Origin of the sequence: Flavobacterium sp. J372 (genome assembly GCF_024699965.1) — a bacterium.
Lineage (GTDB): Bacteria > Bacteroidota > Bacteroidia > Flavobacteriales > Flavobacteriaceae > Flavobacterium.
In genome coordinates, this window is sequence record NZ_JAJOMZ010000004.1 from 639,378 (window position 1) to 664,960 (window position 25,583).

Sequence of the window (25,583 nt, forward strand, 5' to 3'; positions counted from 1 at the left end):
AACAAACAGGCAGGGTTATTCATTTTCACTCAGCCAGTTGATGTCTTCCAGAAGGTCTTCAACATTCTTTTCACCTTTAATGTCTTTGTCAAGATTGGTGCCATTATAAAATCCGCGGATGCGTCCTTTTGTATCAACCAAAATGAAGTTTTCAGTATGAACCATGTCATACAGCTCTTTACTATCGGTTGTTTCAACAGCCAGGTATGATTTTCGGGCTATATAATAAATGTCTTTCTTATCACCCGTTACCAAATTCCATTTACTGTCAATCACACCTTTCTTTTTCGCATATTCTTTCAGTACGGCAAAATTATCAATATCAGGCGTTACCGAATGTGACAGCAGCATTACCTTAGGGTTATCTTTTATACGCTCCTGCAGCCACGCCATATTTGTAGTCATAATAGGGCAAATGGTAGGGCAGGTAGTGAAGAAAAAATCTGCAACATAAATTTTGCCTTCGTAATCTTTATTGGTCACAGTTTTGCCGTTTTGGTTGGTAAACGAAAATGGCGCAATCCTGTGGTCACGGCTTATGTATTGTATTGTAGTGTCAACCAGCTTTGGGTTTACATCGCTGGGGTTGTAAACCGGCAATCTTTTAGGAGGCGAAAGCACCATGTAAAATGTGGTGAGTATAATAACAGACAGTACGGCCATTGTTATTATGAAAAGGCGGTATTTTTTAAAGAAAGATGGCATCAGCAGAAAATTTATTCAAAATTACGAATGAAAGCAGATTAACCGAATTATACTGATGGCGTACAACGTTAAAGTTTATCGTTTCAACTGATGTTTTGCATTTATGGCACAACTTTTTCCTTTAGATTGCTAAATTTGTAATAAACACAATTTATACATATATGAAAAATAATAAAATTGCCATTGCCGCACTTGCACTGGGCATTTCAGCTGCAGGGTTTGCCCAGAGCAAACCTGCACAGCAAAAGCCAGGAATCAACCTGCAGTATATGGACGCTAAAGTGAAGCCGGGAGAAGATTTCTTCAGGTACGTGAACGGTACCTGGCTTGACAAAACTGATATCCCTGCTGACAAAACCCGTTGGGGAAGTTTTGATGAGCTGCGCGAAACAACTAATAATGATGCCCTCGCGATACTTAAAGAGGCAGCGGCTAACAAAAGCCTGAAGTCTAATACCGACCAGGGCAAGGCAGCAAATCTGTACCGCACCATTATGGATACCGTGGCACGAAACAAAGCCGGAATTACACCCCTTAAACCCTACCTGAAAAAAATAGATGCTGTTAAAGATGTAAAATCGTTGCAGGCATTACTTCAGGAAATGGAGTGGGAAGGTGGCCTTGGCTTTTTTGGCGCAGGCGTAGGAACCGATGCTAAGAACAGCACACGCAATGTTGTGTACATAAGCCCGGGGGCATTAGGCTTACCCGACAGGGATTACTACGTAAGCGAAGATGCCGACTCAAAAGAGAAGCGTGAAAAGTACGTACAGCATGTTGCCCGTATGTTGAAATACCTTGGCTACAATGATACAAAGGCTAAAGATTATGCCAACCGTGTGCTTGCTTTTGAAACAGCTATGGCAAAGCCGCGCTTTGACCGTGTAGAACGCCGTGACCGACGTAAAAGTTACAACCCTATGACGGTTGCAGAACTTCAAAAGCTTACGCCGGCCATCAATTGGAATGAATACCTTAAAGGTGTGGGCATTACTAAAGTCGACACAATTATTGTTAGCCAGCCAAAGTACATGACAGCCATGCAGGATATCCTTGTGAAAAAGAATATTGAAGACTGGAAAGCTTACATGACCTGGACATTGCTTGACAATTCGGCTTCAAAACTTTCTACAGACATTGAAACTGCCAATTGGGAATTTTACAGCAAAACGCTTCGTGGCGCTTTAAAAGAAGAGTCTCGTGACAAAAATGCGCTGCAAACTATAAATGGTTCGGTTGGTGAAGCATTAGGCAAGCTTTATGTTGAGAAGAAATTTCCTGCGGAGGCTAAAGCCAAAGCTGAGAGCATGATAAAGAACGTGATGCTGGCGTATGAAAACCGCATTAACCGCTTGCCGTGGATGGCTAAATCTACACGCGAAAATGCCATTACCAAGCTTCGCAAAATGACAGTGAAGATTGGCTATCCTGACAAATGGAAAGACTATTCGGCGCTTACCCTGCAAAGCCCTGAAGAGGGTGGTACATACTTCAATAACGCTAAAAATGTTTCACGCTGGAGATACCAGAAGTCGCTTGAGAAACTTGGCAAACCGGTTGATAAAACCGAATGGGGCATGGCGCCTCAGATTGTAAACGCTTACTTTAACCCAAGCAACAATGAGATTGTTTTCCCTGCGGGGATATTGCAGCCGCCGTTTTATGACTATCGTGCAGATGAGGCTGTAAACTACGGAGGTATTGGCGGTGTTATAGGCCACGAGATATCTCACGGCTTTGACGATTCAGGAGCCCGCTACAATGCTGACGGTAACCTTGTGAACTGGTGGAGTGATGAAGACTTAGAGAAATTTACCGGATTAGGCGGTGCACTGGCCGACCAGTATAGCGCACTTGAGCCACTGCCGGGAACTTTTGTTGATGGTAAGTTTACCCTCGGTGAAAACATTGGCGACCTTGGCGGAGTTAATGCAGCATATGACGGCCTGCAGCTTCACCTGAAACAGAACGGCAACCCGGGACTGATTGACGGATTCACGCCGGAGCAGCGCTTCTTTATGTCATGGGCTACTATATGGAGGGGCAAATCACGTGATGAGGCTATAAAAAACCAGGTAAAGACCGACCCGCACTCTCCGGGCCAGTACAGGGCGTATGTACCGCTGCAAAATGTTGATGCATTCTATGAAGCTTTCGGTATAAAAGAAGGTGATAAAATGTATGTAGCGCCAGATAAGCGTGTAAAAATATGGTAGGCTAAGGGAGTCCTTCCCACCATTTTTTAAATATAATATCAGGATTATCAAATGCCGCTTTTTCACCAATCATGGGTGTAAAGAGCGGCATTTTTTCTTTATCTGCTTCCGCACATATAGCGTGTATAGGTTCGTCCCAATCGTGCAGTGCAAGAGAGAATTTGCCCCAATGCACCGGCATAAGTTTCTTCGCCTTAAGATCTGTAGTAGCTTTTACAATTTCATCAGGCAGCATGTGTATATAGCGCCAGTATTCATTATACTGTCCGCATTCCAGTATAGCAATGTCAAAAGGCCCGAAAGCGTCTCCAATGGTTTTAAAATGCGTACCGTAACCGGAATCTCCTCCGAGGAATAACCTGAAGGATGGTGTCTGTAACACAAATGCTGCCCATAAAGATGTGTTGCGCTTAAGCCCCCTGCCGGCGAAATGCCGCGCAGGCACAGCAGTCATTTCAAAACCTTCAAAAAGCTGTACTGAAGCATTCCAGTCCAATTCTGTAACACAGCTCATATCAAAGCCCCATCGCTCAAAATGTTGGCCAGTGCCCAAACCGGTTATGATGCGCTTTGTTTTGCTTTTCAGATTTAAAACAGTGTCATAATCCAAGTGATCCCAATGGTCATGCGTTATAATCAGGTAGTCAATCTCAGGCATGTCTTCAGCAGTATACTTATTTGTATAAGCAAAAGCTTTTGTAGTAAAACTTACCGGCGATGCTTGCCCGCTAAAAACAGGGTCAACTAAAAATTTTTTACCATCTGCCTGCAAAAAATAAGATGAATGCCCAAACCAGACAATTATGTTTTCATCAGGCTGTAAAATCTTTAAATTAGTTTTTACAGCCGGCAAAGCCTGGTTTGGCTTGCTGCGCTTACTTTGGTGAAAGAAAAATTTTTCAAAAACCGTAAAATAGCTCACACCTTCAGCAAGCGCAGGTGTGATTTCCAGGTTCTGAAATTGCCCGTCTTTATAATTAGGCGAGCGCCGGATTTCTTCAAGCCGCCTGCCTGAAGGCCTTCGCCCAAAACGCTCTGTTTTCAGGAACAAAATAAAGAAAACCGCAATCGATATAAAAACTATCAGAACGGTCATTACTGCTTCACAATCCTGAAATTAGCCTGTTTATTATCATTGGCAACGCGGAAGAAATAAACACCGTTTGCGTATGACGAAATGTCCATAGCTGCTTCAGAAGCATTAACGGTTTTCTTTGTAAGCAGCTGCCCTGTTACATTATAAACAGATACAGTTGTAAACGTTTCAGAAGACTTAATATTTACAACTCCAGATGATGGGTTAGGATAATAGCTGAAATTTGCAAATGTGACATCATCTGTACCTAAAGATGCGCATGAAACTGTAGCATTCCAACCGGCGGCAACACTAAACACATCACTTATAAATTTAAATGTCAGGGATCCGTCTGGAGCTGTAGATTCTATCGTTCCCGGGCTGTTTGTGCCTGAATATGTATTTATCAGGTTTTCAGCTGTTGCGGTTGGCCCATTGTAAACATAAAGAAAATCGTAATCAGCTTCGGTGTTAAACGACTGGAATTCTACCCTTACTTTTGTACCGGGTGTAGTAGGTGAGTAAGTCCTTAAAAGATATTGGTTATTGCCATAGTTTGCACTAGTACCGCCAGTATCGGTAAATTGTACGCCCGAACAAACATCAACAGGGTTTGTTGCAAAAATGAAGTTTCTTATTTCAGGATTTTGGCCGAAGGCACAAAGCGGCCTAACACTTAACCTGTAATATGTATTGGGAGTGAGGCCTGTAGTAGTAAAACTGTTAGTATTTGCGGTCTGCCAGCCAATAGTTGGTGCACTTACGGCTGTACGTACAGCCTGCCATGGCCCCGGTGAGTTATTAATGGTTGTCCAGGTTATTGTGGCTTCTGTCGTGCTTACCGATGTAATTGCAAAATCATTTACGGTATTTATACAGGTATTTATACAATCTGTACTTAGGCATGTTGAGCCTTCTACATGGTTAAGTATGCGTTGTTTAGGCTGAGGGCCAAAGCCATTTGAAAAATTGATACCGACATTTGGTACCAGATGGCAATAGCTCATTATGGTGCCTTTTACTGATGATGTAGGGATTGGGCCCTGTGCACAGTTCCCTTCAATATATCCTTGTGATGAGCCACAGCCGTCAATGGCGGTATTGTTGCCATTCCAGTAGCAGCCGTGAGTATGGGGTGAACCGAGAAGGTGCCCAAACTCATGGGTTATTACCTGCACTGTCCATGAAAAAGCAGGTACATTGGCATAATCAAAAAATACATCGGAATAGCTGAAATTATTGTCGCTGCATATGCCTGCAATAGTTACGGCGACACCGCCAAGCCCACCAGGATCTATGCCTAACAACTGCCCAAGGTCCCCGTCAAAAACCGGCCTTAGCGTTCCGAATTGTGAAAGGTAATCACCTGATGAATCGCCAGTATAAGGGTCTTGCGTGGTCCAGATATAAAAAGACCTTAAAGCGGTGGTTATGTTATCATTGTTAAACAATGTCTGTACATTATTATATACCGATGTCATCCATACACCTGTTTGCTGGGTACTGCTGCCATTTTGCTGGTAAAGGTCATAATCAATTTCAAAATACATGGTAACGCAGCGTGTGCTTTGAATGCTTTGTTCACTGTCAGACTGCCTTTGTGGTGCAACATCTTCAGGATCTTGCGTATGGCAGGCAAAAGTATTAGGGATAGCAAGGTTAGCATCTGAGTAAATAATATAAGTGCCACTGTCTTCACGAAGTTGTTTTGCTACAACAAGGTTGCCATATTCGCCAGATGAAATTATGCCATTCATCTCGCTTTCAAAGAAGTTGAACGAAGCAACAGAAGTCATATCTCTCTCAACAATGCCGCGGTAATGTATGCCTTTTGTAAAAGCTATATTAGCCTGTTTATCAGTATCTATATGAAAGCCCGGCGCAAAAATGTCAACTTTGTAAAGCTGAACTGTCACAACCCGGTTATTATAGGGTATAGAAAGGCTAAAGGTTTCGGGCGCTTCAGTAACAATTGATTTCAGTAACTGCTCATCAATAACGGCAAAAGTAGCATTACGCACAACAGCCGCTTTGTTGTCCTGCGGTGTAATTACTGAAAGTGGTGCAGTGTTCTTAAAAGACTTGCCTTCCGCCGTAAGCTGCTGTATTTGTTCTGCAACTTTTTGTTGGGCAAACAGTGAGAACGCGCTGAAAAGCGCTGTAAGTATGTAAATTTTTTTCATAGCTAATTTTAAAATATTACCATTGTTATTGTAACACGGTGATGCTTAGATGCTTTTTAAGTCTTTTATAACTTTAAAGGCAAGGTCAACTTCTTCATCGTTTACAAGAATAGTAAATTCATACGACGTAGAGATTACCTCATTGATAATAATTCCTTCCCAGGCAAGCCTTTGGAAGATATAGTAATAAACCCCGGGCGTTGATATGTTGTCTTTTGGCAACTTTACAGTTATTGATGCCAGATTATCTGTACGCTCTATTTGTTTTTCGCCTGCAAAAAGCTTTTCAACAATGGTGTTCATGCTTGAGCTCACCACTACATTAGTTTCATTTACCCCTCTTGATGAAGTATAAAAAACTTCAGGATAAGTGTTGATGTAGCCAATCAATTCTGCCTGTTTGTTCAGTATCGTGTCAGACACTGCAAATGTATAATCAGTAAGTGATGAACGTACTGTAATCTCGCCTATACCTTTTAAAACTTTTACAATCTTATGGTTAACACGAAAGTTAAGATCTTCCGAAAGGCGCTTTAGCGACATTACCACCGCTCCCTGTTTAACGTCTTTACCTATTTCCGCCTCCAGCTCCGGCATCATGTTGCGGGCGAGTGAGGTTAAATTTATTATGCCCTGCGACAGGGCGCTGAGTAAAAATGGCTTTGTCTTAATGTAGTGTTCTACTACAGACGAAATTGTTTTCATAGCTTAAGTTGTTGTGTGTGTTGTTGTTTGCATCGCAAATATACAAAGTAAAAACAATTTGTTAAAAATCTAACAACTTAAAAGTGAAAGAAGGCATCTTCCAAATGTTCTATTTCAAAATTACCATTATTATTGTAAACAGATATTATATCAAATCTGACCTCAGCATCTAAGTCATTCTGCTGTACATATTCATTTACGGCTTTTACCAACAGCTGGATTTTCTTAGGTTTCACAAACTCCTGTGGCAGCCCAAAATCAAGAGAAGAACGAGTCTTAACTTCAACTATGGCTAATACATCGCCTTTTTGTGCAATGATATCTATTTCAGCTTTTTGGAACACGTAGTTGGTCTGCAATATGTCATAGCCATGCTTCCGCAGATAGGCCACAGCTGCTTCTTCACCAAGTTTTCCTAAATCATTGTGTTCAGCCATTAATCAAAGTTAAGTTTTGTGCCTGAGGCAGTTACATCAAGCGTTACAGTTTTGCCCATGATAAGTGTGCGGTTATCTTTTATATGCCCTGCCGGAAAATTAAAGCAAATCGGGATATTGTATTTTTTTGTAATGTCACGAATAATTTCCATTGCATCATGCCCCCACGGTATGTCATTATCACGCATTTTGGTGAAAGAACCTATTAACACTCCTTTAACATTTTTGAAATACCCGTTACGGTCTAGGTTGGTCATCATCCTGTCAATGTGGTAAAGGTATTCGTCGAGGTCTTCTATAAAGATGATTTTATTTTTGTAATCCGCTTCAGAGGGTGACCCAATAATGCTATATAGTACCGAGAGATTTCCGCCGACAAGTTCACCGGCGGCTTTTCCAGGCTTGTTGAATTCATGCGCAGGAATTGTATAAACCAGCTTCTCGCCGAATAGCGCTTTCCTCAAACTTTCAATGGCCTCGGACGTTGCACCTGAGACAGAAATACAGGCAATACCGTGCAATGTTGCAATATCAAAGTTATTGATGTGGCTGTGCAGCACCGTAACATCACTAAACCCGATAAGCCATTTAGGCCTTTGCTTGAACTTCGCAAAGTCAACCCTATCAACAATCTTTGCAGTGCCGTAGCCGCCCTTGGCCGTCCATATCGCTTTTATTGACGGGTTGTCCAGCATCTGCTGCAGGTCTGTTGCACGTTGCCAGTCCGGTCCGGCAAGCTGGTTGTCGCTCAGCCCGACGGTTTTGCCGATAACAACATTCAGTCCCCAGCTTTTCAGTAAATTGATGGCAGGCTGCAATGGCGCCATGTCCACTTTACGGGCGGTGGCGAGTATGCCAACGGTATCGCCTTTTTGAGGTATGGCGGTGTTTTGACATATTGCGCTTTAACGGATACAGCAAAAAGCAAAAGTAAAAGGATGATTCTGTGTGGCATTTAGTAAATCTATATCTACAAATATAGGCAACCTCCTTCGAAAAAGAATGCAGCAAAAATCGTACTTTTGCATAAATTTTCTCAAAACGATGATACAAGACCCTAAAAGATATACAATTACTGCCGCCCTGCCTTACACCAACGGACCCCATACACATTGGCCATTTGGCAGGCGTTTACATACCTTCAGATATTTATGCGCGTTTTCTTCGCCTTCAGGGTAAAGATGTGGCGTTCATCTGCGGAAGCGATGAGCACGGTGTGGCTATCTCTATGAAAGCCAAAAAAGAAGGCATCACCCCGCAGCAGGTTATCGATAAATATCACGGTATCATAAAGCAAAGCTTTGAAGATTTTGGCGTGTCGTTTGATAATTATTCCCGTACATCGGCACATATTCATCATGATACGGCTTCTGAATTTTTCAAGAAGCTGTATAACGAAGATAAGTTTATTGAGGAAGTAACTGAACAGCTGTATGATGAGCAGGCGCAGCAGTTCCTGGCCGACCGTTTCGTAACCGGTACCTGCCCGAAATGCGGTAACGATGACGCTTATGGCGACCAATGCGAAAAGTGCGGGTCATCTCTTAACGCGACTGACCTTATAAATCCAAAATCGACTATAACCGGAACAACACCCGTAACAAAGTCAACTAAACACTGGTTCCTGCCACTCGACCGCTATGATGCTTTTCTGCGTGAATGGATCCTTGAAGGGCATAAAAACGACTGGAAACCGAATGTATACGGCCAGGTGAAATCATGGCTGGAAGACGGACTAAAACCCCGTGCTGTAACCCGCGACCTTGACTGGGGTATACCCGTACCGGTGGAAGGCGCCGAGGGCAAAGTGCTGTATGTGTGGTTTGATGCGCCTATAGGCTATATATCATCTACCAAAGAGTGGGCGCAGCGTGAAGGCAAAGACTGGGAGCCGTACTGGAAAAGTAATGATACCAAGCTGGTGCACTTCATCGGGAAAGATAATATAGTTTTCCATTGCGTGATTTTCCCTGCAATGCTTAAGGCGGAAGGCAGTTATATATTGCCGGATAATGTGCCTGCCAACGAGTTTCTGAACCTTGAGGGAAACAAGCTGTCAACGTCTAAAAACTGGGCGGTGTGGCTTCACGAGTACCTGCAGGACTTCCCAGGGCAGCAGGATGTATTGCGTTATGCGCTTACGGCTGCTGCACCCGAAACAAAAGACAACGACTTTACATGGAAAGATTTCCAGGCGCGCAACAACAATGAGCTCGTAGCTATTTTCGGTAACTTCATCAACCGCGTTGTGGTGCTAACTAATAAATATTATGAGGGCATTGTTCCGCAGCCAAATAACTTTAGCGATGTTGATGAGGCTACCCTTACCGAAATGCGCGCTTACCCGGCCGTGATTGCCAGCAGTATTGAGCGTTACCGTTTTCGTGAGGCATTGAGCGAACTGATGAACCTTGCGCGCCTGGGCAACAAATACCTGGCGGACGAAGAGCCGTGGAAGATGATAAAGGAAAATCCGGCGCGTGTACAGACGCAGATGTATGTAGCATTACAAATTGCTGCGGCACTGAGTGTACTCAGCGAACCATTTTTGCCGTTTACAGCCGGTAAGCTTAAGAACATGCTGAACCTCACTGTCACCTCGAGCGCAGTCGCGAGGTTAACATGGAATGACATTTCACTAAAAACAGATTTACTAAAAGCCGGAGACCAGATAGGCCAGGCTGAACTGCTTTTCGCTAAAATTGAAGACGAAGCCATACAAAAACAGATAGATAAATTGGAAGCTACTAAAACCGCCAACGCCGCCGAAAATAAGAAAGCCGAACCACAGAAAGACCTGATTCAGTTTGAGGATTTCGCGAAGATGGACATAAGAACCGGAACAATACTTGAAGCGGAGAAAATGCCGAAAGCCAATAAGCTATTGGTGCTTAAAGTAGATACTGGAATTGATGTGCGTACCATAGTTTCGGGTATTGCAGAAAGTTTCTCACCGGAAGAAGTGGTAGGCAAGCGTGTTACCGTACTGGTAAACCTTGCCCCGCGCAACCTTCGCGGTGTAGAAAGCCAGGGTATGATACTAATGACCCAGAACGCCGAAGGCAAGCTTGTTTTCGTAAACCCTGATGCTGATGGCGTAGGGAATGGGGAAGTTGTGAGTTAAGATTATTTACAATTATATTTGATTATTTTCTTTTAATTTGTATTTTTACCAAAAAAAATAGTCATGGCAAAAAACAAACTGGTTTCTCCATTTTTAAAATGGGTTGGCGGCAAGAGACAAATCATGCCTTCAATTGTAGAGTTATTGCCTAAAAAAATCGATAATTACATTGAGCCTTTCGTTGGCGGAGGTGCAGTCTTGTTTCATCTTCAGCCTAAAAAAGCGATAATAAATGATTTTAATTCTGAATTGATAAATGTCTATAACGTCATTAAACATAGCTTACCAGAATTAGTCGAAGACTTAAGACGACACGATAATGAAGAAGGTTATTTTTATAAACTTCGTTCGTTGGACAGAACAAAGGAATTCAATGATCTTACAGATGTTCAAAAGGCTTCTCGGGTTATATATTTAAATAAAACATGTTTTAACGGGCTTTATCGGGTAAACAATGCAGGAGAGTTTAATGCTCCTTTTGGAAGGTATAAAAATCCAAATATCGTAAATGAACCTACTTTAAAGGCAGTAAGTGCTTACTTAAAAAATAATGATGTTCAAATTTTAAGCGGCGATTATGAAGATGTTTTAAAACAAGCAGATAAAAAATCTTTTGTTTATTTAGATCCACCGTATGACCCAGTTTCTGAGAGTTCCAATTTTACAGGTTATATACAGGGAGGATGGGATATCATGGATCAAGTGCGTTTACGTGATGCTTGCAATGATTTAAATAGTAGAGGGATCAAATTTCTTCTATCCAATTCATCTACTCAGAGAATAAAAGATTTATATCAAGATTATAATATCAGCACTGTCATGGCCACTAGAGCTATTAATTCTGATGGTGATAAAAGAGGCGAAGTTGAGGAAGTTTTGATCAGAAATTATGAGTAGTTCAAAAAATGATATTGCTTGGGTTAAACTTTTTGAAGAGCACAAATTATTAGAGGCTATTCAAATCACAGGCTATGCTATTATAAGTTCCAAAACAATAAATGATGAAAGAGAAGCTAGATTGATGACAAAGTTTGATCATAGGTCACAACTTCCAAAAATTTTTTAGAAAACTCGCTTTCAATCTTACCAATTTCAAGAGGCTCTTATATAATCGGCACATTTAAAACTTTTGAAAGGTTTAATAATCTCGACGTTGATACAAAGAAGATTCCATTTCCTATACCTCTCGAAAGCTTAGATTATAATGATATAAATAGTGAGGCAACAGCTATCAACTGTGCTTTTGTTTCAGGCATACTGAATGATTTTATTGATGATAAAATTTTATATCCAACAGTGAGTGGTCGTATGAGTTCATCATCATTTGATTTTAAAATTGATACAAATAATATGCCTTTTAAGATTGAGGTTGCCAATTCACAAATTGAGATAGATGGAGGATATGAAGGGGAAACATCACTTACTATTATCGAGGCAAAAAACTATATATCAAGTGATTTTTTAATTCGTCAATTATTTTATCCCTATAGATTATGGTCTCGGAAAATCAATAAAAAAGTAAGGACTGTTTTTCTGACTTATTCAAACGGAACTTTTCATTTACGTGAATACTCCTTCTTAGATGTGAATAGTTATAATTCTATTACGCTAACTAAGGAACGAAAGTATGTGGTATACGAGGGTGAGATAAATCTAGAAAATATTCAAAAAATTATTGATTCAACTGATATTGTACAGGAGCCAGATATACCTTTCCCTCAAGCTAACTCATTTGAAAGAGTTATAAACTTGTGTGAAATTTTATATCAAAAAGGAGAACTTACAAGGGATGACCTTCTCTCAAATTATGATTTTACCAAAAAGGAAAAATTAGACAAAAGACAAATTAATTATTACACCGATGCAGCAAGATACTTGGGACTTGTTGATAAAAAATTGCAAGATAAGCAGGTGACATATTTTCTGTCAAAAGAAGGACTCGCACTATTTAACTTAAACATTATAGATAGGCAATTAAAATTTGTTGAATTGATTCTTAGTCATGCTATTTTTAAGAGGACTCTACAATTATATTTGGATAATTCCCAAGCACCATTAAGAAAAGAAATTGTTCCAATTATGATTGAATTACAACTATATAATATTGGCGAGCATAGTACTTTTTTTCGAAGAGCCTCAACCATTTTAGCATGGACGAACTGGATAATGAATTTAATTGAAGAATAATGCCCACTAAAATAAACTTTTCAACCTACCCACGCCGTGAGCACTTTGAGTTTTTCAGGAAATTTGAAGAGCCGTTTTTTGGGCTGGTGGTGAATGTAGATCTGACCAAAGCATACGCTGCGGCAAAAGCAGGCGGGCACTCGTTCTTTTTGTATTACCTGCATAAACTGGCTGCGGCGGTAAATGCTATTGAGGAATTCCGCTATCGCATTGCGGGTGATGATATTGTGCTGCACGAGCGTATTGATGTATCGGCGACACTTACGCGTGATGATAATACATTCGGTTTTTCGTTGATGGAATTCCACCCTGACTTTGCCGTTTTCGAACAAACATCAAAAGCAGAGATTGAACGTGTTCGCACCACGCCTGGGCTCTTTACTCGAAAGTTTGAAGTGGATAACCTCATACATTTCTCTGCAATACCGTGGGTTGATTTTACATCGCTGTCACACGCCCGCAGCTTTACATTCCCCGACAGTTGTCCGAAAATATCGGTAGGCAAAATGACAGATAAAGACGGCAGGAAGGTGATGCCGGTATCAGTACATGTACATCACGGGCTTATGGATGGTTACCACGTTGGCCAATTCTATGACATCCTTCAGCAAAGGCTGGATGAGTAAAACAAAACTCCCGCTGAAGCAGGAGTATTTATTTTTAAGCTATTTCTGAAACCCTCAGGGTATTTACCATCCCTTTTTCAACCACAGGCATTGCTGCAAGATTGATAAGGAAATCGCCTTTTTCCACAAAGCCTTTTTCCCTTGCTATTTCGTTGATATCATCTACAGTTTCATCCGTGCTGAGGAATTTATCATAGTAGAATGAATTCACTCCCCAAAGAAGGCTCATCTGCGTAAGTATGCGCTTGTTTGAAGTAAATACCAAAATCTGTGCATTAGGCCTCCAGGCAGATATCTGGAACGCTGTATAGCCTGTGTTAGTAAGCGTGGTGATAGCCTTTGCCTTGATCACGTTGGCCATTTGCGTGGCGTGGTGGCATATTGATTTTGTAATGAAGCGCTTAGTGCGTACCTGCGGTGTGTTTTGCGGCACCATAATAAGCGGACTGTCTTCCACCGCCTCAATAATCTGCGTCATTTTTTCTATAACCTGTACCGGGTAATTACCTACAGATGTTTCACCTGAAAGCATTACAGCATCGGCGCCATCCATTACAGAGTTAGCCACGTCATTAACCTCGGCGCGGGTTGGCGTAAGGCTGGTAATCATGGTTTCCATCATTTGCGTGGCCACGATAACAGGTATACGTGCAGTTTTGGCGCGATTAATAAGCTTCTTCTGTATAAGCGGAACTTCCTGTGCCGGCATTTCCACACCCAGGTCGCCGCGAGCAACCATAAGTCCATCACAAAAGGCCACAAGCTTGTCGATATTCTCTACCGCTTCCGGTTTCTCAATCTTGGCTATGATAGGAATTTTATAAGATGAGTGCTCGGCAATCAGGTCCTGCAGTTCTTCAAGGTCTTTTGGCGTACGCACGAATGAAAGCGCAATCCAGTCTACTTCAGCTTTAATGGCAAAAAGTGCATCACGAATATCTTTCTGCGTAAGTGCAGGCAGTGATACTTTAGTGTTGGGCAGGTTCACACCTTTCTTAGATTTTAGCGGACCGCCTTGTATGACTTTAGCTTTAACCTCAGTGTTTTTGTCGGTTTCAACAACCTCAAAAATCAGTTTGCCGTCGTCAAGAAGTATGCGCTCACCTGGGTTCACATCATTTGGGAACTCTTTATAGTTCATATATACGCGCTCAGCGGTACCTAAAATATCTTCAGCAGTAGTGAAAGTGATGATATCGCCGGGAGCCACTACAACATCTTCTTTCATAACGCCTACACGAAGCTTAGGCCCCTGTAGGTCGGCAAGTATAGAGGTGCTGTATCCAAACTCTTCGTTAAGCCCGCGGATGATGTCAATACGTTCCTGAACATCTGTATAATCAGCATGCGAAAAGTTTATCCTGAAAACATTTACGCCTGCGTCTATCATATTTTTAATGACTTCCCTTGTACTGCAGGCAGGGCCCAGCGTTGCTACAATCTTCGTCTTTTTGTTTGTCGGCATTCTATCTAAAAAATTAAATTGTTCTTTGATTTTATTTTACTGTGTTCCACGGGGTATGCTGTGGCTATATGCTTTATTTCGAGCAAACTCTCCACAATTTCATCAACCTCTGTGTTACATGGAATGTTTTCTATCTTCAGGATGTAATCTACCTTTTTAAATTCGGGCAGCAGGTGCACATTGGTAACCACTTTCATTTCTTCTTCTCCAAAAAGGGAAGCAGGCCCATCATGCTGCGAGATTACTTTATCCTTATTTTGTATCAGGCTCCAGGCACATCCGTCAGCATCTTCATAGTCATAGCGCGAAAAGCTTGTTTCGCCGTCTTTCACTTTAATCCCGATGCCGTTTTCACAACGTTCAAGCATTATGCCTAAAGCGCTATTGATGAAATAAGCCAAACGGTAATCTTCAAGAGCCGAATGTATCGCAATCAATTCAAAATCAACCGTAATAAAATCGTCAATCTGTAATTTATGAATAGCCATTGCCTACCTGATTGAGCCGTAAATATACCATTTAATACTGATAATAATACGTCCTGGATTTTAAGTTTCTGATAAATTCTTTACGAAAACGTTTGAGTATATATGAAACTTCGATTATTTTTTGTTAATTTTTTCCTGAAATGCAAAATAAGCCCGCTGCGATGCTTTTTCCTCTGCTTTCTTTTTGGAGGTTGCCCTGGCTTTGGCAATCACTTTGCCTTCAATGCTAAGCTTAACCCCGAAATGCTTCTGGCCCTCATTGCCGTTGTCTTCAAAAACTTCGTAATTAAATGGCTTTTTATTCTTTTGGCACCACTCAATCACCAGGCTCTTATAGCTTATTACTTTGCCTTCAAGCTTAGGGATATCAACATAAGGAATTATTACTTTGTTACGAATGAAAGTTTCGCAGTGTGAAAAGCCTTTGTCGAGATAAATGGCCCCGATAAGCGCTTCAAACAGGTTGCCGTGTATATTTTCACCAAAATGCTGCGCCGATACTTTGCTTTCTACTTTAGTAATGAGGTTAAGGTCACGGCCTAGCTCATTCAGGTGTTCACGGCTCACAATTTTTGACCGCATTTTGGTAAGGTAACCTTCATCTCCGGTAGGCACTTCGCTGTATAAATGTGCGGCAATAACCGACCCCAGCATGGCATCGCCCAGAAACTCAAGTCGCTCATAATTTATAGGGTGGCCGTTCTCATCAAGCTTGTTTGATGAGCGGTGCGTAAAGGCACGCCGGTACAGCTCGAGGTTTACAGGGTCAAAACCGAGGATTTTCCTCATTTCATCAAAAAAAACCCCGCCTTCCTGTGGAGGGCGGGATTTTGAAAATATCTTTTTAATAAAACCCATAGGGGGAGTTTATTACATTTCCAGTTTTTTCACAAGTACACAGGCATTGTGGCCGCCAAACCCAAACGTGTTGCTCATTACTACCTTCATGTCGCGCTTTTGGGCCTTGTTGAAGGTAAAGTTGAGCTTAGGGTCGATATTCTCATCATCTGTAAAGTGATTGATGGTAGGCGGAACGATTCCGTGCTTTATTGACAGTATTGAAGCAATAGTTTCAATAGCGCCCGCAGCGCCCAGTAAGTGGCCTGTCATACTCTTGGTAGAGTTAAGGTTCAGTGTATAGGCATGCTCGCCAAACACCTCAATTATAGCTTTAGACTCGGCGATGTCACCCAGCGGGGTAGATGTACCGTGCATATTCACGCCGTCAACATCTTCCGGTTTAAGGCCCGCATCGCGAAGGCAGTTCAGCATTACATTCTTTGCGCCAAGCCCTTCCGGGTGTGGAGCAGTGATATGGTGAGCATCAGCGCTCATGCCGCCACCGCCAATTTCGCAGTAAATTTCTGCGCCTCGCGCCACAGCGTGCTCATATTCTTCAAGGATGATAGCGCCTGCACCTTCGCCAAGCACAAAGCCTTCACGGTCTTTATCCATTGGTCGGGATGCCGTCTGCGGGTCGTCATTGCGTGTTGAAAGGGCGTGCATGGCATTAAAGCCACCCATACCGGCAATGGTCACCGCAGCCTCGCTGCCACCTGTTACCATAACATCGGCATGGCCCAGGCGTATATAATTGAAAGCATCAATAAGCGCATTGGTTGATGATGCACAGGCCGAAACTGTAGTAAAGTTAGGGCCCCTGAAGCCATATTTAATTGAGATATGTCCGCCGGCAATATCAGCAATCATTTTTGGTATAAAGAACGGGTTAAACTTAGGCACACCGTTACCGGCAGCAAAGTTCATTACCTCTTCCTGGAAGGTTTCAAGCCCGCCAATTCCAGAGCCCCATATTACACCTACGCGGTCTTTATCAAGCTTGTCAAAGTCAAAGTTTGCATCTTTTACAGCCTCATCCGTACTCACTATGGCATACTGCGCATAGCGGTCCATCTTGCGGGCTTCTTTCCTGTCTATGAAATCTTCAACATTAAAATTCTTTACTTCGCAGGCAAATTTAGTTTTGAAGTTAGTCGTATCAAAGTAAGTGATTGGTGCGGCGCCGCTCTTCCCGTTTACAAGGCCGTCCCAGTATTCCTGTACATTATTGCCTATTGGGGTAAGTGCGCCTAAGCCTGTTACTACAACTCTTCTTAATTTCATAGGTAAACTTTTAAAGTTTGCTGTTTATAAAAATACCCATGCGTCTCTTGTACAAATTGTAAGAAAACCATGGGCATCAGTGATATTTTTTATGAAGCCTTACGTAAAGACACTTCATTTTTTGTAAAAGCGAACAGCTTAAATGGCAACAAATAATAACATCCATGCACATTAGCGATACATGGATGCCGTATTATTTATTATTTTTTTGCTTCCTCGATGTAAGAGATAGCCTGGCCTACAGTAGAAATATTTTCTGCCTGATCGTCCGGTATCTGGATATCGAACTCTTTTTCAAATTCCATGATAAGCTCAACAGTGTCCAGTGAATCAGCCCCTAAATCATTAGTGAAGCTTGCCTCTGTTACCACTTCGTTCTCGTCAACACCCAATTTATCAACGATGATAGCTTTTACTCTTGATGCAATGTCTGACATAATCTATTAATTTTAGAATTTAAATTGAATGGCAAAAATAAAAAACTTTATTTTAAAACAACATTTCTGCCAAAAAATGTGAGTACTAAAGTAGAAAATTAATTTTACAATACGCTTAATTCGCCGTTATTTTGTACGTAAAATAATATTTCAGGCAATCATTGCAAAACAAGTGGCACATGAAGAAAATAGTGATTTTTGCATCGGGCGGGGGCAGTAATGCCGAGGCTATCATGAAGCATTTTAGCGGCAGGGAAAATATCAGGGTTTCGGGTGTTTTTACAAATAATCCAAACGCCGGTGTGCTTCAAAAGGCAGAAAAGTATGGTGTGCCTACTATAGTATTTAACCGTGAGGAGCTGAATGGCGATATTGTATTGCATAAATTAGATACTATAAAACCTGATCTTATAGTGCTGGCGGGCTTCCTGTGGAAATTCCCTGAGCATATAGTACAGCAATATCCCGATAAGATCATTAACATACACCCGGCGCTATTGCCTAATTACGGAGGCAAAGGCATGTATGGGTTGCATGTGCACACGGCGGTACATAATAATAAAGAGACTGAAAGCGGCATAACCATACATTTTGTAAATGAGCATTATGATGAAGGCAACATAATCTTCCAGGCAAGCGTGGCTTTGGATGATTGCGCCACTCCGCAGGATATTGCCGCTAAAGTGCTGCAGCTTGAGCATAAATATTTCCCGGCTGTTATTGAGGATTTGTTGAAGAAAGAATTTTAGATTTTTAGAATTTTCAACAACAAGACTATCATAGCACAATATCTAATAATCTAACAATCGAAATGCATACAGTCCACATATATACTGACGGCGCAGCTAAGGGAAACCCCGGCCCGGGCGGCTATGGCGTTGTAATGGAAGCTGTGGGCACCGGCTACCGTAAGGAGTTTTACGAAGGCTTCCGCCTTACCACCAATAACCGTATGGAACTGCTGGCTGTGATAGTAGGGCTGGAGAAACTGACTAAACCTAACACATCGGTACTTGTGGTGAGCGATAGTAAATATGTAGTGGACTCGGTAACCAAAGGCTGGGTTTTTGGTTGGGAAAAGAAAGGTTTCGCCGGGAAGAAAAACCCTGACCTGTGGATGCGCTTTTTAAAAATTTACCGAAAGCATAAGGTTGATTTTAAATGGATAAAGGGCCATAACAGCCATCCCCAAAACGAGAGATGCGACCAACTTGCGGTAATGGCATCAACCCTGCCGCAGCTTAATGTTGATGCCTGGTATGAACAGGAAGGGCAGAAAATTGATTTTTAGACTTCTTCGATTCTGGATTATTTCGGGAAATTGTAGTACAGCCAAATTGTAAATGATGTAACTGCTACAAATGCGACTGCTGAACCAAAGCAAATACCCCATCCTAAATCTTTAAGCCATGATTTCTTAGTGCGCAATAGGATAGCTCCAATAATTGTCCCGAAAACCATAGTTCCGAAAAGATAATACACACTGATCCAGCAATTTTAGCGGTAATACCAAAAAAAGATGAATGGCTATTGTCGTTAATGAATAAACAGCTCTCATAGGTCAAATGTAACAGGTGTGAAGCGAATACTAAAATCTTTATTTTGGCCAAGTGTAATATAGCCATATAAAAGCTATCACCATTAATGCCAAAATACCCGCCGAGGCATAAAAAATTACGGTTCCTGTTTTCTTAATTATAGTGTCTGTTTGTTGTGTGTGCATTGTATAGCCGAGCGCAAAGCATAACAAAGGAATTCCGTACATGAATTCAATGCTATATAGCGACATGATATTGAAGATAACTATTAAAATTATCAAACTGAATATTAATAATTTACTTTTCATAAAACTGTAGTTGTCTCAAATATAAATAAAAACACCTGTCAGGTTTTAAAATATGACAGGTGATATTAATATAGTCTTGCAGGCGAAAAATCTAAAATTCTAATTATCTCCCTTCAAACGCTTCTTCAAGCACCGCAATATCAATCTTAACCATGTTGTGCAGGGCATTCATTACCCTGCCGGCTTTCTCTTTATCAGGATTGCTTATCATATCATCAAGTATTGGTGGTACTACCTGCCATGACACCCCATATTTATCTTTGCACCATCCGCACTGCTGCGCTTTCGGGTCGCCCGTTAAGGCAATTTTTTCCCAATAATAGTCAATTTCTTCCTGGTCGTTGCAGTTGATAATGAATGAAATAGCTTCATTTGGCTTGAATATAGGTCCGCCATTCAGCAAAACAAATTTATGTTCAAGCACTTCAATTTCAATCGTAAGTAATGTGCCTTCAGGCATGCCATGAATTTCAAAGCCTTCTTTACCGTAGTACATTTTACGTCCGATTCTGCCATTTTTAAAAACAGATAGGTAAAAGTTGGCAGCTTCTTCGGCATTCCTGTCAAACCAAAGGCATGTTTCAATCTTTCGGAGTGTAAGCGGAGATTTCATATATCAATTTATTTATTAGCCAAAGTTATGGCATATTGTTTTTGGGAACAGGTTGTGAAAGAGCCAATTATAGTGGTAAATCAGGACAAATTATAACTTCATCTCTAATTTGCCTTTTGCAATTTAAACTGTATCTTTGCCGCTTTAAAATTCAATCCTGTTTATGAATAAATTACTGATAGTTGGCACAGTAGCTTTTGATGCGATAGAAACGCCCTTTGGCAAAACCGACAAAATACTTGGCGGCGCCGGCACATACATTGGGCTTTCGGCCTCATTTTTCAACCTTCAGTCGGCGATAGTATCAGTAGTGGGTGAAGATTTTCCTCAGGAGTATATCGACCTTCTTAAGAACAAAAACATAGACGTAACAGGACTTGAAGTGGTGCCGGGCGGTAAGACGTTCTTCTGGAGCGGGCGTTACCACAACGATCTTAACAGCCGCGACACGCTTGATACACAGCTGAATGTACTGGCCGACTTTAACCCAATCGTGCCTGAAAATTTTAAGGATGCCGATGTAGTGATGCTGGGCAACCTGCACCCGAACATTCAGATAGGAGTACTTGACCAGATGAGCAAAAAGCCTAAGCTTGTGGTGCTTGATACCATGAACTTCTGGATGGATTGCGCTTTGGCAGAGTTATTGCAAGTGATGAAGCGCGTAGACGTTATCACGATAAATGATGAAGAGGCACGCCAGCTGTCAGGTGAATATTCGCTTGTAAAAGCTGCGGCTAAAATACATACCATGGGGCCTAAATATGTTGTGATAAAGAAAGGTGAGCACGGCGCGCTGCTTTTCCACAACAAAGAGGTGTTCTTTGCACCGGCGCTTCCGCTGGAAGAGGTTTTTGACCCGACAGGTGCAGGCGATACCTTTGCAGGCGGCTTTACAGGCTACATTACGCAGAGTGAAGACGTATCATTTGAAAACATGAAGAACGCAATTATATACGGCAGCAACATGGCGTCGTTCTGCGTAGAGCAGTTTGGCACGCAGCGTATGGAGAAGCTGGAAAAAAGGGAGGTACAGGAACGCCTTCAGCAGTTTAAAGCGCTCACTCAGTTTGAGATTGCGCTCGAAAATTAAAACAACTAAGCCTCCTTGCGGGGCTTTTTTTATAACTACAAAACAACAACAACTACTATGAGCGACGCATTAAAACACGAATGTGGCATTGCGCTTTTAAGGCTTTTGAAGCCTCTTGAATACTACAAAGAGAAGTACGGCTCGGCTTTCTACGGCATACAGAAAATGTACCTGCTTATGGAAAAGCAGCACAACCGCGGGCAGGATGGGGCAGGCTTCGCGAGCATTAAGATGGATGTAAAGCCCGGCCAGCGTTACATAAGCCGTGTGCGCAGCAACCAGCAGCAGCCCATACAGGATATCTTTGCTCAGATAAATGAGCGCGTGAACGAGGAGATGGCGCTTCATCCCGAATATAATGACAACGTTGCCCTGCAAAAAGAACACATACCATATATAGGTGAGTTATTCCTGGGGCATGTGCGCTACGGTACTTTCGGGAAGAACAGCATAGAGAGCGTACACCCCTTCCTGCGCCAGAACAACTGGATGCACCGTAACCTTATCGTTGCCGGTAACTTCAACATGACCAATGTGCAGCAGCTTTTCCAGAACCTGGTAGAGCTGGGCCAGCACCCGAAAGAACTTGCCGATACCGTAACTATCATGGAAAACATAGGGCATTTTCTTGATGATGAGGTGACCGACCTATACCAAGACTGTAAAAACGAGGGATACTCTAAGGAAGAAGCTTCGCCTGTAATTGCTGAAAGGCTGAACATACCGAGAATACTTAAACGTGCATCAAAACAATGGGATGGCGGCTATGCCATGGCGGGTTTGCTTGGGCACGGTGATGCCTTTGTATTTCGTGACCCGGCGGGGATAAGGCCGGCGTTTTATTACCAGGATGATGAGATTGCCGTTGTAGCCAGCGAGAGGCCTGTGATTCAAACCGTGTTCAACGTGCCTTTTGAGGAAGTGAAAGAGCTCGAGCCGGGCCATGCTATAATCATTAAGAAAAGTGGCAATGTTGCGATTGAGCAGATAAAAGAAGCGTTGCCTAAAAAAGCATGTTCGTTTGAGCGTATTTATTTTTCCCGGGGGAGTGATGCTGAGATATACCGCGAACGTAAAGAACTGGGGAGATTGATATTACCAGATGTGCTGAAAGCTATTAATAGTGATACGGACAATACGGTGTTCTCATACATACCTAATACAGCAGAAACATCTTTTTACGGAATGGTTGAGGCGGCAAACGATTTCCTGAACCAGCGGAAGAATGATTATATCATTGCCAACCGCAATACGCTTACTGCCGAAACTCTTCATGAACTTCTTGAGGTGAAAATACGGACGGAGAAAGTCGCCATTAAAGATGCCAAGCTGCGCACATTCATTACTGAAGACAGCAGCCGTGATGATCTTGTGGCCCACGTGTATGATGTTACTTATGGTGTGATAAAACCGGAAGATAACCTTGTGATTATTGACGACAGTATTGTGCGCGGGACAACCCTGAAAAAGAGCATCATCAGGATGATGGACAGGCTGAACCCAAAACGCATCGTTATCGTGTCATCGGCCCCACAGATTCGCTACCCTGACTGTTATGGTATTGATATGGCCAAGCTTGAAGGGCTTGTAGCATTCCGCGCGGCACAGGAGCTTTTGGAAGAGCGCGGCTTGCACCATATCATCGAAGAAACTTATAAGAAATGCAAGGCGCAGGAAAACCTGCCTGATACTGATGTAATAAACTATGTGAAAGAGTTTTATGCGCCGTTTACTGATGAAGAGATAAGCGACAAGATTGCTGAAATGCTTACCGAAGATGACATTAAGGCTGAAGTGAAAATCATATTTCAAAGTGTGGATAACCTGCACAAGGCCTGCCCTAAAAATCTGGGAGACTGGTACTTTACCGGAGATTACCCAACACCGGGAGGCAATAGGGTAGTAAACCGTGCTTTTATCAATTTTTATGAAGGAAATGACGCCAGGGCGTATTAATTGTGCAGTTAATCGATTTTTTTAGAGATTTTGACCGATATATTTGCAGGATAAATATTATCAATATACTTTTACACCTGAAAATAGCATTAGTAAATTAAATTTTACGGTATTTTTGGGGGCAAGAAAGCGGAAAGACAACTTTCCGCTTTTTTATTTTATAGCTATTTGTTAGATAAAGCATCTACTGTTTTACCATCTTTTTTACAGTCACATTCCCTTTGTGAGCTATATGCACAATGTAAAGCCCAGAGGCAAGGGCAGAGGTGTTGATTTTTGATTCGCGGCTTTCTAACAATTTCTTTCCTGTTATGTCATAAAAAGAGACTACAGCACCATCAGCATTGTTTATCTCAACAAAATCATTAAAAGGGTTGGGCACGGCTTTAATTTCTTTGACCGAAATATCACTATTACCAAGCACAATTCCTGAGCATAGCCCTGAAGGTGCAGAAGTAACGTCAAGCTGCCCGTTCTCTACACTCCAAAACTCAAACGTACAGCCTGAATTGTTATCGTCATCACCCATGGTGAAATAATTGGCACCGTTTGATGTACCCGGAACTTTTACTACATATAACGGCTTATGCCCAAAATTTGCGCTCCAGGTAAAAGGAACGTCGAAAGTGATTGGGGGCGCCATGCTGCCGTGGCAATTGTGAGTTACAAAATAGGCAAAGTCTGTTGCGGGGTTTGCACCGTATACCTTTACAGTTCCGCTGGGTTCAATGCACATCGCAGTATTTTCATTACAGCCATATGCAGGTATTTTCAGGCCAAGCGTACCCCACAGCTTTGCCATAACAGCAACCAGCCTCCCTCGCCTGTCAGGGCTATTAAAACTGCTCTCGGTATAGAGCATGGAATATTGACCATAAGGCAGTAGAAAATCAGTAAAAGATACGGTCATATTAGTATGTAGCGGATTATTGAGCGCATCGGCAGAGGTTATATGCCCATATTGGCCGGTGTAATACACACTGCCCAAAACGCTCATCCCCGCTCCGATACCGGCAACAGGGGCAGATTTAACGTTTATATGGTTATTAATGGCATCTTCAACAGGCGTGTTCCTGAAATATGTAATGAAATCCCATGCATTCCCTTCGCCCAGGATAAGCAGTTCAGCATTATTAATTTTGTCAATTATATATTGTGAGGTGCCTGCTTCGGCTGATGTAGGGATGATGGTTTCAACAGAGTTTACAGTTACGCCGGTATTATAAAGATAGCTATAGTTATTAAAGGCTGTGCACAGCACAACTACATCACCGCCATTGGCTTTATTCAGTATCCAGTTTACAGCCCCGCCGGGCATGGTGCCGCCACCCATAAAACATTTTGCATTTGTAGGTACTGCGGTGCTATTTGTGGCATTTCCTGTAAAATAATTTTGATAGCCCTGCGCAAAACAGGTAAGCGGTAAAATAAGAGATAGTAATAGTTTTCTCATAGTCAGGTGATTGGTTTATGTAAATGTAGAAAAAAACTATAACCGGCAAATAAAAAAAGCGGAAACCTTATGGCCTCCGCTCTTTTATGAATTAATAATTATAAATATTATTTCTCGTTGGCATACCTGCGTGCCACTTCTTCCCAGTTTACCACATTCCAGAAAGCTTCAATGTAATCAGGCCTCCTGTTCTGGTAGTTAAGGTAATAGGCATGTTCCCACACATCAAGGCCAAGTATCGGCGTACCTCCGCAGCCAACTTCCGGCATTAGCGGGTTATCCTGGTTAGCCGTTGCACAAATTTCAAGTTTACCGCCCGGGTGTACACAAAGCCATGCCCAGCCTGAGCCGAACTGCGTTGCAGCAGCTTTGGCAAATTTTGCCTTGAACTCATCAAAAGAGCCGAAAGCTTTTTCAATGGCAGCTTCAAGCTCACCGGTTGGCTCACCGCCGCCTTTTGGCGAAAGTATTGTCCAGAAAAGGTTATGGTTATAGTAGCCGCCGCCGTTGTTGCGCAGTGGCTTGTTGCTCATATCAAGATTGATAAGAATATTGTCTATTGTCTTGCCTTCAAGGTCTGTGCCTTCAATAGCAGCGTTAAGGTTTGTAGTATAAGCGTTATGGTGCTTGGTATGGTGAATTTCCATTGTTTTAGCATCAATGTGAGGCTCAAGGGCATCATACGCGTAAGGTAATTTCGGTAGTTCAAATGCCATAATATGGGTTGGTTTAAAAGGTTTATAAAAAATTAGGATACCAAATTTAAGGATAACGGTTCAGATAAAAAATAAGTTTTCAGGAAATTATTGTGATACAATTGAAAGCTGAGGGGATAGCATCGCAGGTTTCC

At 42.1% G+C, this 25,583-nt stretch carries 24 protein-coding genes and 1 pseudogene; 10 read left to right on the plus strand and 15 right to left on the minus strand.

The window, feature by feature from the left end; genetic code table 11:
• Positions 1-15: 15 nt before the first annotated feature.
• Positions 16-705: an SCO family protein gene (locus tag LRS05_RS03370; RefSeq protein ID WP_257867027.1), complete on the minus strand. Its 690-nt coding sequence runs from the start codon at positions 703-705 to the stop codon at positions 16-18.
• A 161-nt stretch (positions 706-866) separates the two neighbouring features.
• On the opposite strand from LRS05_RS03370, the gene LRS05_RS03375 reads away from it, so the two are divergent.
• On the plus strand, positions 867-2,921 hold the full coding sequence (locus LRS05_RS03375; RefSeq protein ID WP_257867028.1) for a M13 family metallopeptidase: 2,055 nt from the start codon (positions 867-869) through the stop codon (positions 2,919-2,921).
• 1 nt (position 2,922) lies between these two features.
• On the opposite strand, the gene LRS05_RS03380 is transcribed toward LRS05_RS03375, so the two are convergent.
• From LRS05_RS03380 to LRS05_RS03400, 5 genes are all read right to left on the minus strand, one after another.
• Positions 2,923-4,017: an MBL fold metallo-hydrolase gene (locus tag LRS05_RS03380; protein ID WP_257867029.1), complete on the minus strand. Its 1,095-nt coding sequence runs from the start codon at positions 4,015-4,017 to the stop codon at positions 2,923-2,925.
• Complete coding sequence (locus LRS05_RS03385; RefSeq protein ID WP_257867030.1) at positions 4,017-6,179, minus strand: M12 family metallo-peptidase; 2,163 nt, start codon at positions 6,177-6,179, stop codon at positions 4,017-4,019. Before LRS05_RS03385 ends, LRS05_RS03380 begins: the two co-directional genes overlap by 1 nt.
• Before the next feature lie 45 nt (positions 6,180-6,224).
• On the minus strand, positions 6,225-6,884 hold the full coding sequence (locus LRS05_RS03390) for an aspartate kinase (RefSeq protein ID WP_257867031.1): 660 nt from the start codon (positions 6,882-6,884) through the stop codon (positions 6,225-6,227).
• A gap of 77 nt (positions 6,885-6,961) precedes the next feature.
• Positions 6,962-7,321, minus strand: coding sequence for a YraN family protein (locus tag LRS05_RS03395; RefSeq protein WP_257867032.1), 360 nt, complete (start codon positions 7,319-7,321; stop codon positions 6,962-6,964).
• On the minus strand, positions 7,321-8,148 hold the full coding sequence (locus LRS05_RS03400) for an LD-carboxypeptidase (RefSeq protein WP_257867033.1): 828 nt from the start codon (positions 8,146-8,148) through the stop codon (positions 7,321-7,323). The genes LRS05_RS03395 and LRS05_RS03400 overlap by 1 nt, the downstream gene beginning before the upstream one ends.
• Before the next feature lie 217 nt (positions 8,149-8,365).
• On the opposite strand from LRS05_RS03400, the pseudogene metG reads away from it, so the two are divergent.
• The 5 genes and pseudogenes from metG to LRS05_RS03425 all read left to right on the plus strand — a co-directional run bounded on the left by metG (position 8,366) and on the right by LRS05_RS03425 (position 13,258).
• Positions 8,366-10,445 (plus strand): annotated as a pseudogene (metG, locus tag LRS05_RS03405) (methionine--tRNA ligase).
• A 63-nt stretch (positions 10,446-10,508) separates the two neighbouring features.
• Positions 10,509-11,342: a DNA adenine methylase gene (locus LRS05_RS03410; protein ID WP_257867034.1), complete on the plus strand. Its 834-nt coding sequence runs from the start codon at positions 10,509-10,511 to the stop codon at positions 11,340-11,342.
• On the plus strand, positions 11,335-11,511 hold the full coding sequence (locus LRS05_RS03415; RefSeq protein ID WP_257867035.1) for a hypothetical protein: 177 nt from the start codon (positions 11,335-11,337) through the stop codon (positions 11,509-11,511). Before LRS05_RS03410 ends, LRS05_RS03415 begins: the two co-directional genes overlap by 8 nt.
• Before the next feature lie 44 nt (positions 11,512-11,555).
• Positions 11,556-12,632 carry a hypothetical protein gene (locus LRS05_RS03420; protein WP_374707784.1) on the plus strand — a complete coding sequence of 359 codons (1,077 nt, stop codon included), beginning with the start codon at positions 11,556-11,558 and terminating at the stop codon, positions 12,630-12,632.
• Complete coding sequence (locus LRS05_RS03425; RefSeq protein ID WP_257867037.1) at positions 12,632-13,258, plus strand: chloramphenicol acetyltransferase; 627 nt, start codon at positions 12,632-12,634, stop codon at positions 13,256-13,258. The genes LRS05_RS03420 and LRS05_RS03425 overlap by 1 nt, the downstream gene beginning before the upstream one ends.
• Positions 13,259-13,292: 34 nt before the next feature.
• Here the strand turns inward: LRS05_RS03425 and pyk are convergent, their stop codons facing one another.
• The 5 genes from pyk to LRS05_RS03450 all read right to left on the minus strand — a co-directional run bounded on the left by pyk (position 13,293) and on the right by LRS05_RS03450 (position 17,772).
• Positions 13,293-14,723: a pyruvate kinase gene (pyk, locus tag LRS05_RS03430; protein WP_257867038.1), complete on the minus strand. Its 1,431-nt coding sequence runs from the start codon at positions 14,721-14,723 to the stop codon at positions 13,293-13,295.
• A 5-nt stretch (positions 14,724-14,728) separates the two neighbouring features.
• The gene (locus LRS05_RS03435; protein WP_257867039.1) at positions 14,729-15,211 is read right to left on the minus strand and encodes an IPExxxVDY family protein; all 483 of its coding nucleotides are present in this window, start codon (positions 15,209-15,211) and stop codon (positions 14,729-14,731) included.
• 114 nt (positions 15,212-15,325) lie between these two features.
• Positions 15,326-16,069: a ribonuclease III gene (gene rnc, locus LRS05_RS03440; RefSeq protein WP_257867040.1), complete on the minus strand. Its 744-nt coding sequence runs from the start codon at positions 16,067-16,069 to the stop codon at positions 15,326-15,328.
• 12 nt (positions 16,070-16,081) lie between these two features.
• Entirely contained in the window at positions 16,082-17,335 is a 1,254-nt protein-coding gene (gene fabF, locus LRS05_RS03445) for a beta-ketoacyl-ACP synthase II (protein WP_257867041.1), read from the minus strand.
• Positions 17,336-17,535: 200 nt separating this feature from the next.
• Positions 17,536-17,772, minus strand: coding sequence for an acyl carrier protein (locus LRS05_RS03450; protein ID WP_019037482.1), 237 nt, complete (start codon positions 17,770-17,772; stop codon positions 17,536-17,538).
• Between the two features lie 179 nt (positions 17,773-17,951).
• Here LRS05_RS03450 and LRS05_RS03455 point away from each other — a divergent pair, with 179 nt between their 5' ends.
• A complete protein-coding gene (locus tag LRS05_RS03455) occupies positions 17,952-18,521 on the plus strand; it encodes a phosphoribosylglycinamide formyltransferase (RefSeq protein WP_257867042.1) in 570 nt (189 codons plus the stop codon).
• 62 nt (positions 18,522-18,583) lie between these two features.
• Positions 18,584-19,063 carry a ribonuclease HI gene (rnhA, locus tag LRS05_RS03460; RefSeq protein ID WP_257867043.1) on the plus strand — a complete coding sequence of 160 codons (480 nt, stop codon included), beginning with the start codon at positions 18,584-18,586 and terminating at the stop codon, positions 19,061-19,063.
• A 17-nt stretch (positions 19,064-19,080) separates the two neighbouring features.
• On the opposite strand, the gene LRS05_RS03465 is transcribed toward rnhA, so the two are convergent.
• Both LRS05_RS03465 and LRS05_RS03470 read right to left on the minus strand, forming a co-directional pair.
• The gene (locus LRS05_RS03465) at positions 19,081-19,254 is read right to left on the minus strand and encodes a hypothetical protein (protein ID WP_257867044.1); all 174 of its coding nucleotides are present in this window, start codon (positions 19,252-19,254) and stop codon (positions 19,081-19,083) included.
• Between the two features lie 467 nt (positions 19,255-19,721).
• Positions 19,722-20,231: a VOC family protein gene (locus LRS05_RS03470; RefSeq protein WP_257867045.1), complete on the minus strand. Its 510-nt coding sequence runs from the start codon at positions 20,229-20,231 to the stop codon at positions 19,722-19,724.
• A gap of 163 nt (positions 20,232-20,394) precedes the next feature.
• On the opposite strand from LRS05_RS03470, the gene LRS05_RS03475 reads away from it, so the two are divergent.
• Both LRS05_RS03475 and LRS05_RS03480 read left to right on the plus strand, forming a co-directional pair.
• A complete protein-coding gene (locus LRS05_RS03475) occupies positions 20,395-21,324 on the plus strand; it encodes a PfkB family carbohydrate kinase (RefSeq protein ID WP_257867046.1) in 930 nt (309 codons plus the stop codon).
• A 57-nt stretch (positions 21,325-21,381) separates the two neighbouring features.
• Positions 21,382-23,280 (plus strand): amidophosphoribosyltransferase, encoded by a 1,899-nt coding sequence (locus tag LRS05_RS03480; RefSeq protein ID WP_257867047.1) that lies wholly within the window; start codon positions 21,382-21,384, stop codon positions 23,278-23,280.
• Between the two features lie 184 nt (positions 23,281-23,464).
• Here the strand turns inward: LRS05_RS03480 and LRS05_RS03485 are convergent, their stop codons facing one another.
• Both LRS05_RS03485 and LRS05_RS03490 read right to left on the minus strand, forming a co-directional pair.
• Positions 23,465-24,733 carry a T9SS type A sorting domain-containing protein gene (locus LRS05_RS03485; protein ID WP_257867048.1) on the minus strand — a complete coding sequence of 423 codons (1,269 nt, stop codon included), beginning with the start codon at positions 24,731-24,733 and terminating at the stop codon, positions 23,465-23,467.
• Positions 24,734-24,840: 107 nt separating this feature from the next.
• Positions 24,841-25,449 (minus strand): superoxide dismutase, encoded by a 609-nt coding sequence (locus tag LRS05_RS03490; protein ID WP_257867049.1) that lies wholly within the window; start codon positions 25,447-25,449, stop codon positions 24,841-24,843.
• Positions 25,450-25,583: the final 134 nt, after the last annotated feature.

What these genes read in the sequence shown, in the direction of transcription:
- LRS05_RS03410 (WP_257867034.1), top strand. Translation starts at nt 10,509, where the DNA reads ATGGCAAAAAACAAACTGGTTTCTCCATTTTTAAAATGGGTTGGCGGC.
- LRS05_RS03370 (WP_257867027.1), bottom strand. Translation starts at nt 705, where the DNA reads ATGCCATCTTTCTTTAAAAAATACCGCCTTTTCATAATAACAATGGCC.
- LRS05_RS03480 (WP_257867047.1), top strand. Translation starts at nt 21,382, where the DNA reads ATGAGCGACGCATTAAAACACGAATGTGGCATTGCGCTTTTAAGGCTT.
- LRS05_RS03490 (WP_257867049.1), bottom strand. Translation starts at nt 25,449, where the DNA reads ATGGCATTTGAACTACCGAAATTACCTTACGCGTATGATGCCCTTGAG.
- LRS05_RS03425 (WP_257867037.1), top strand. Translation starts at nt 12,632, where the DNA reads ATGCCCACTAAAATAAACTTTTCAACCTACCCACGCCGTGAGCACTTT.
- LRS05_RS03485 (WP_257867048.1), bottom strand. Translation starts at nt 24,733, where the DNA reads ATGAGAAAACTATTACTATCTCTTATTTTACCGCTTACCTGTTTTGCG.
- LRS05_RS03475 (WP_257867046.1), top strand. Translation starts at nt 20,395, where the DNA reads ATGAATAAATTACTGATAGTTGGCACAGTAGCTTTTGATGCGATAGAA.
- rnhA (WP_257867043.1), top strand. Translation starts at nt 18,584, where the DNA reads ATGCATACAGTCCACATATATACTGACGGCGCAGCTAAGGGAAACCCC.
- LRS05_RS03400 (WP_257867033.1), bottom strand. Translation starts at nt 8,148, where the DNA reads ATGGCGCCATTGCAGCCTGCCATCAATTTACTGAAAAGCTGGGGACTG.
- LRS05_RS03450 (WP_019037482.1), bottom strand. Translation starts at nt 17,772, where the DNA reads ATGTCAGACATTGCATCAAGAGTAAAAGCTATCATCGTTGATAAATTG.
- LRS05_RS03470 (WP_257867045.1), bottom strand. Translation starts at nt 20,231, where the DNA reads ATGAAATCTCCGCTTACACTCCGAAAGATTGAAACATGCCTTTGGTTT.
- LRS05_RS03395 (WP_257867032.1), bottom strand. Translation starts at nt 7,321, where the DNA reads ATGGCTGAACACAATGATTTAGGAAAACTTGGTGAAGAAGCAGCTGTG.
- LRS05_RS03455 (WP_257867042.1), top strand. Translation starts at nt 17,952, where the DNA reads ATGAAGAAAATAGTGATTTTTGCATCGGGCGGGGGCAGTAATGCCGAG.
- LRS05_RS03415 (WP_257867035.1), top strand. Translation starts at nt 11,335, where the DNA reads ATGAGTAGTTCAAAAAATGATATTGCTTGGGTTAAACTTTTTGAAGAG.
- LRS05_RS03390 (WP_257867031.1), bottom strand. Translation starts at nt 6,884, where the DNA reads ATGAAAACAATTTCGTCTGTAGTAGAACACTACATTAAGACAAAGCCA.
- rnc (WP_257867040.1), bottom strand. Translation starts at nt 16,069, where the DNA reads ATGGGTTTTATTAAAAAGATATTTTCAAAATCCCGCCCTCCACAGGAA.
- LRS05_RS03435 (WP_257867039.1), bottom strand. Translation starts at nt 15,211, where the DNA reads ATGGCTATTCATAAATTACAGATTGACGATTTTATTACGGTTGATTTT.
- LRS05_RS03375 (WP_257867028.1), top strand. Translation starts at nt 867, where the DNA reads ATGAAAAATAATAAAATTGCCATTGCCGCACTTGCACTGGGCATTTCA.
- fabF (WP_257867041.1), bottom strand. Translation starts at nt 17,335, where the DNA reads ATGAAATTAAGAAGAGTTGTAGTAACAGGCTTAGGCGCACTTACCCCA.
- LRS05_RS03380 (WP_257867029.1), bottom strand. Translation starts at nt 4,017, where the DNA reads ATGACCGTTCTGATAGTTTTTATATCGATTGCGGTTTTCTTTATTTTG.
- pyk (WP_257867038.1), bottom strand. Translation starts at nt 14,723, where the DNA reads ATGCCGACAAACAAAAAGACGAAGATTGTAGCAACGCTGGGCCCTGCC.
- LRS05_RS03385 (WP_257867030.1), bottom strand. Translation starts at nt 6,179, where the DNA reads ATGAAAAAAATTTACATACTTACAGCGCTTTTCAGCGCGTTCTCACTG.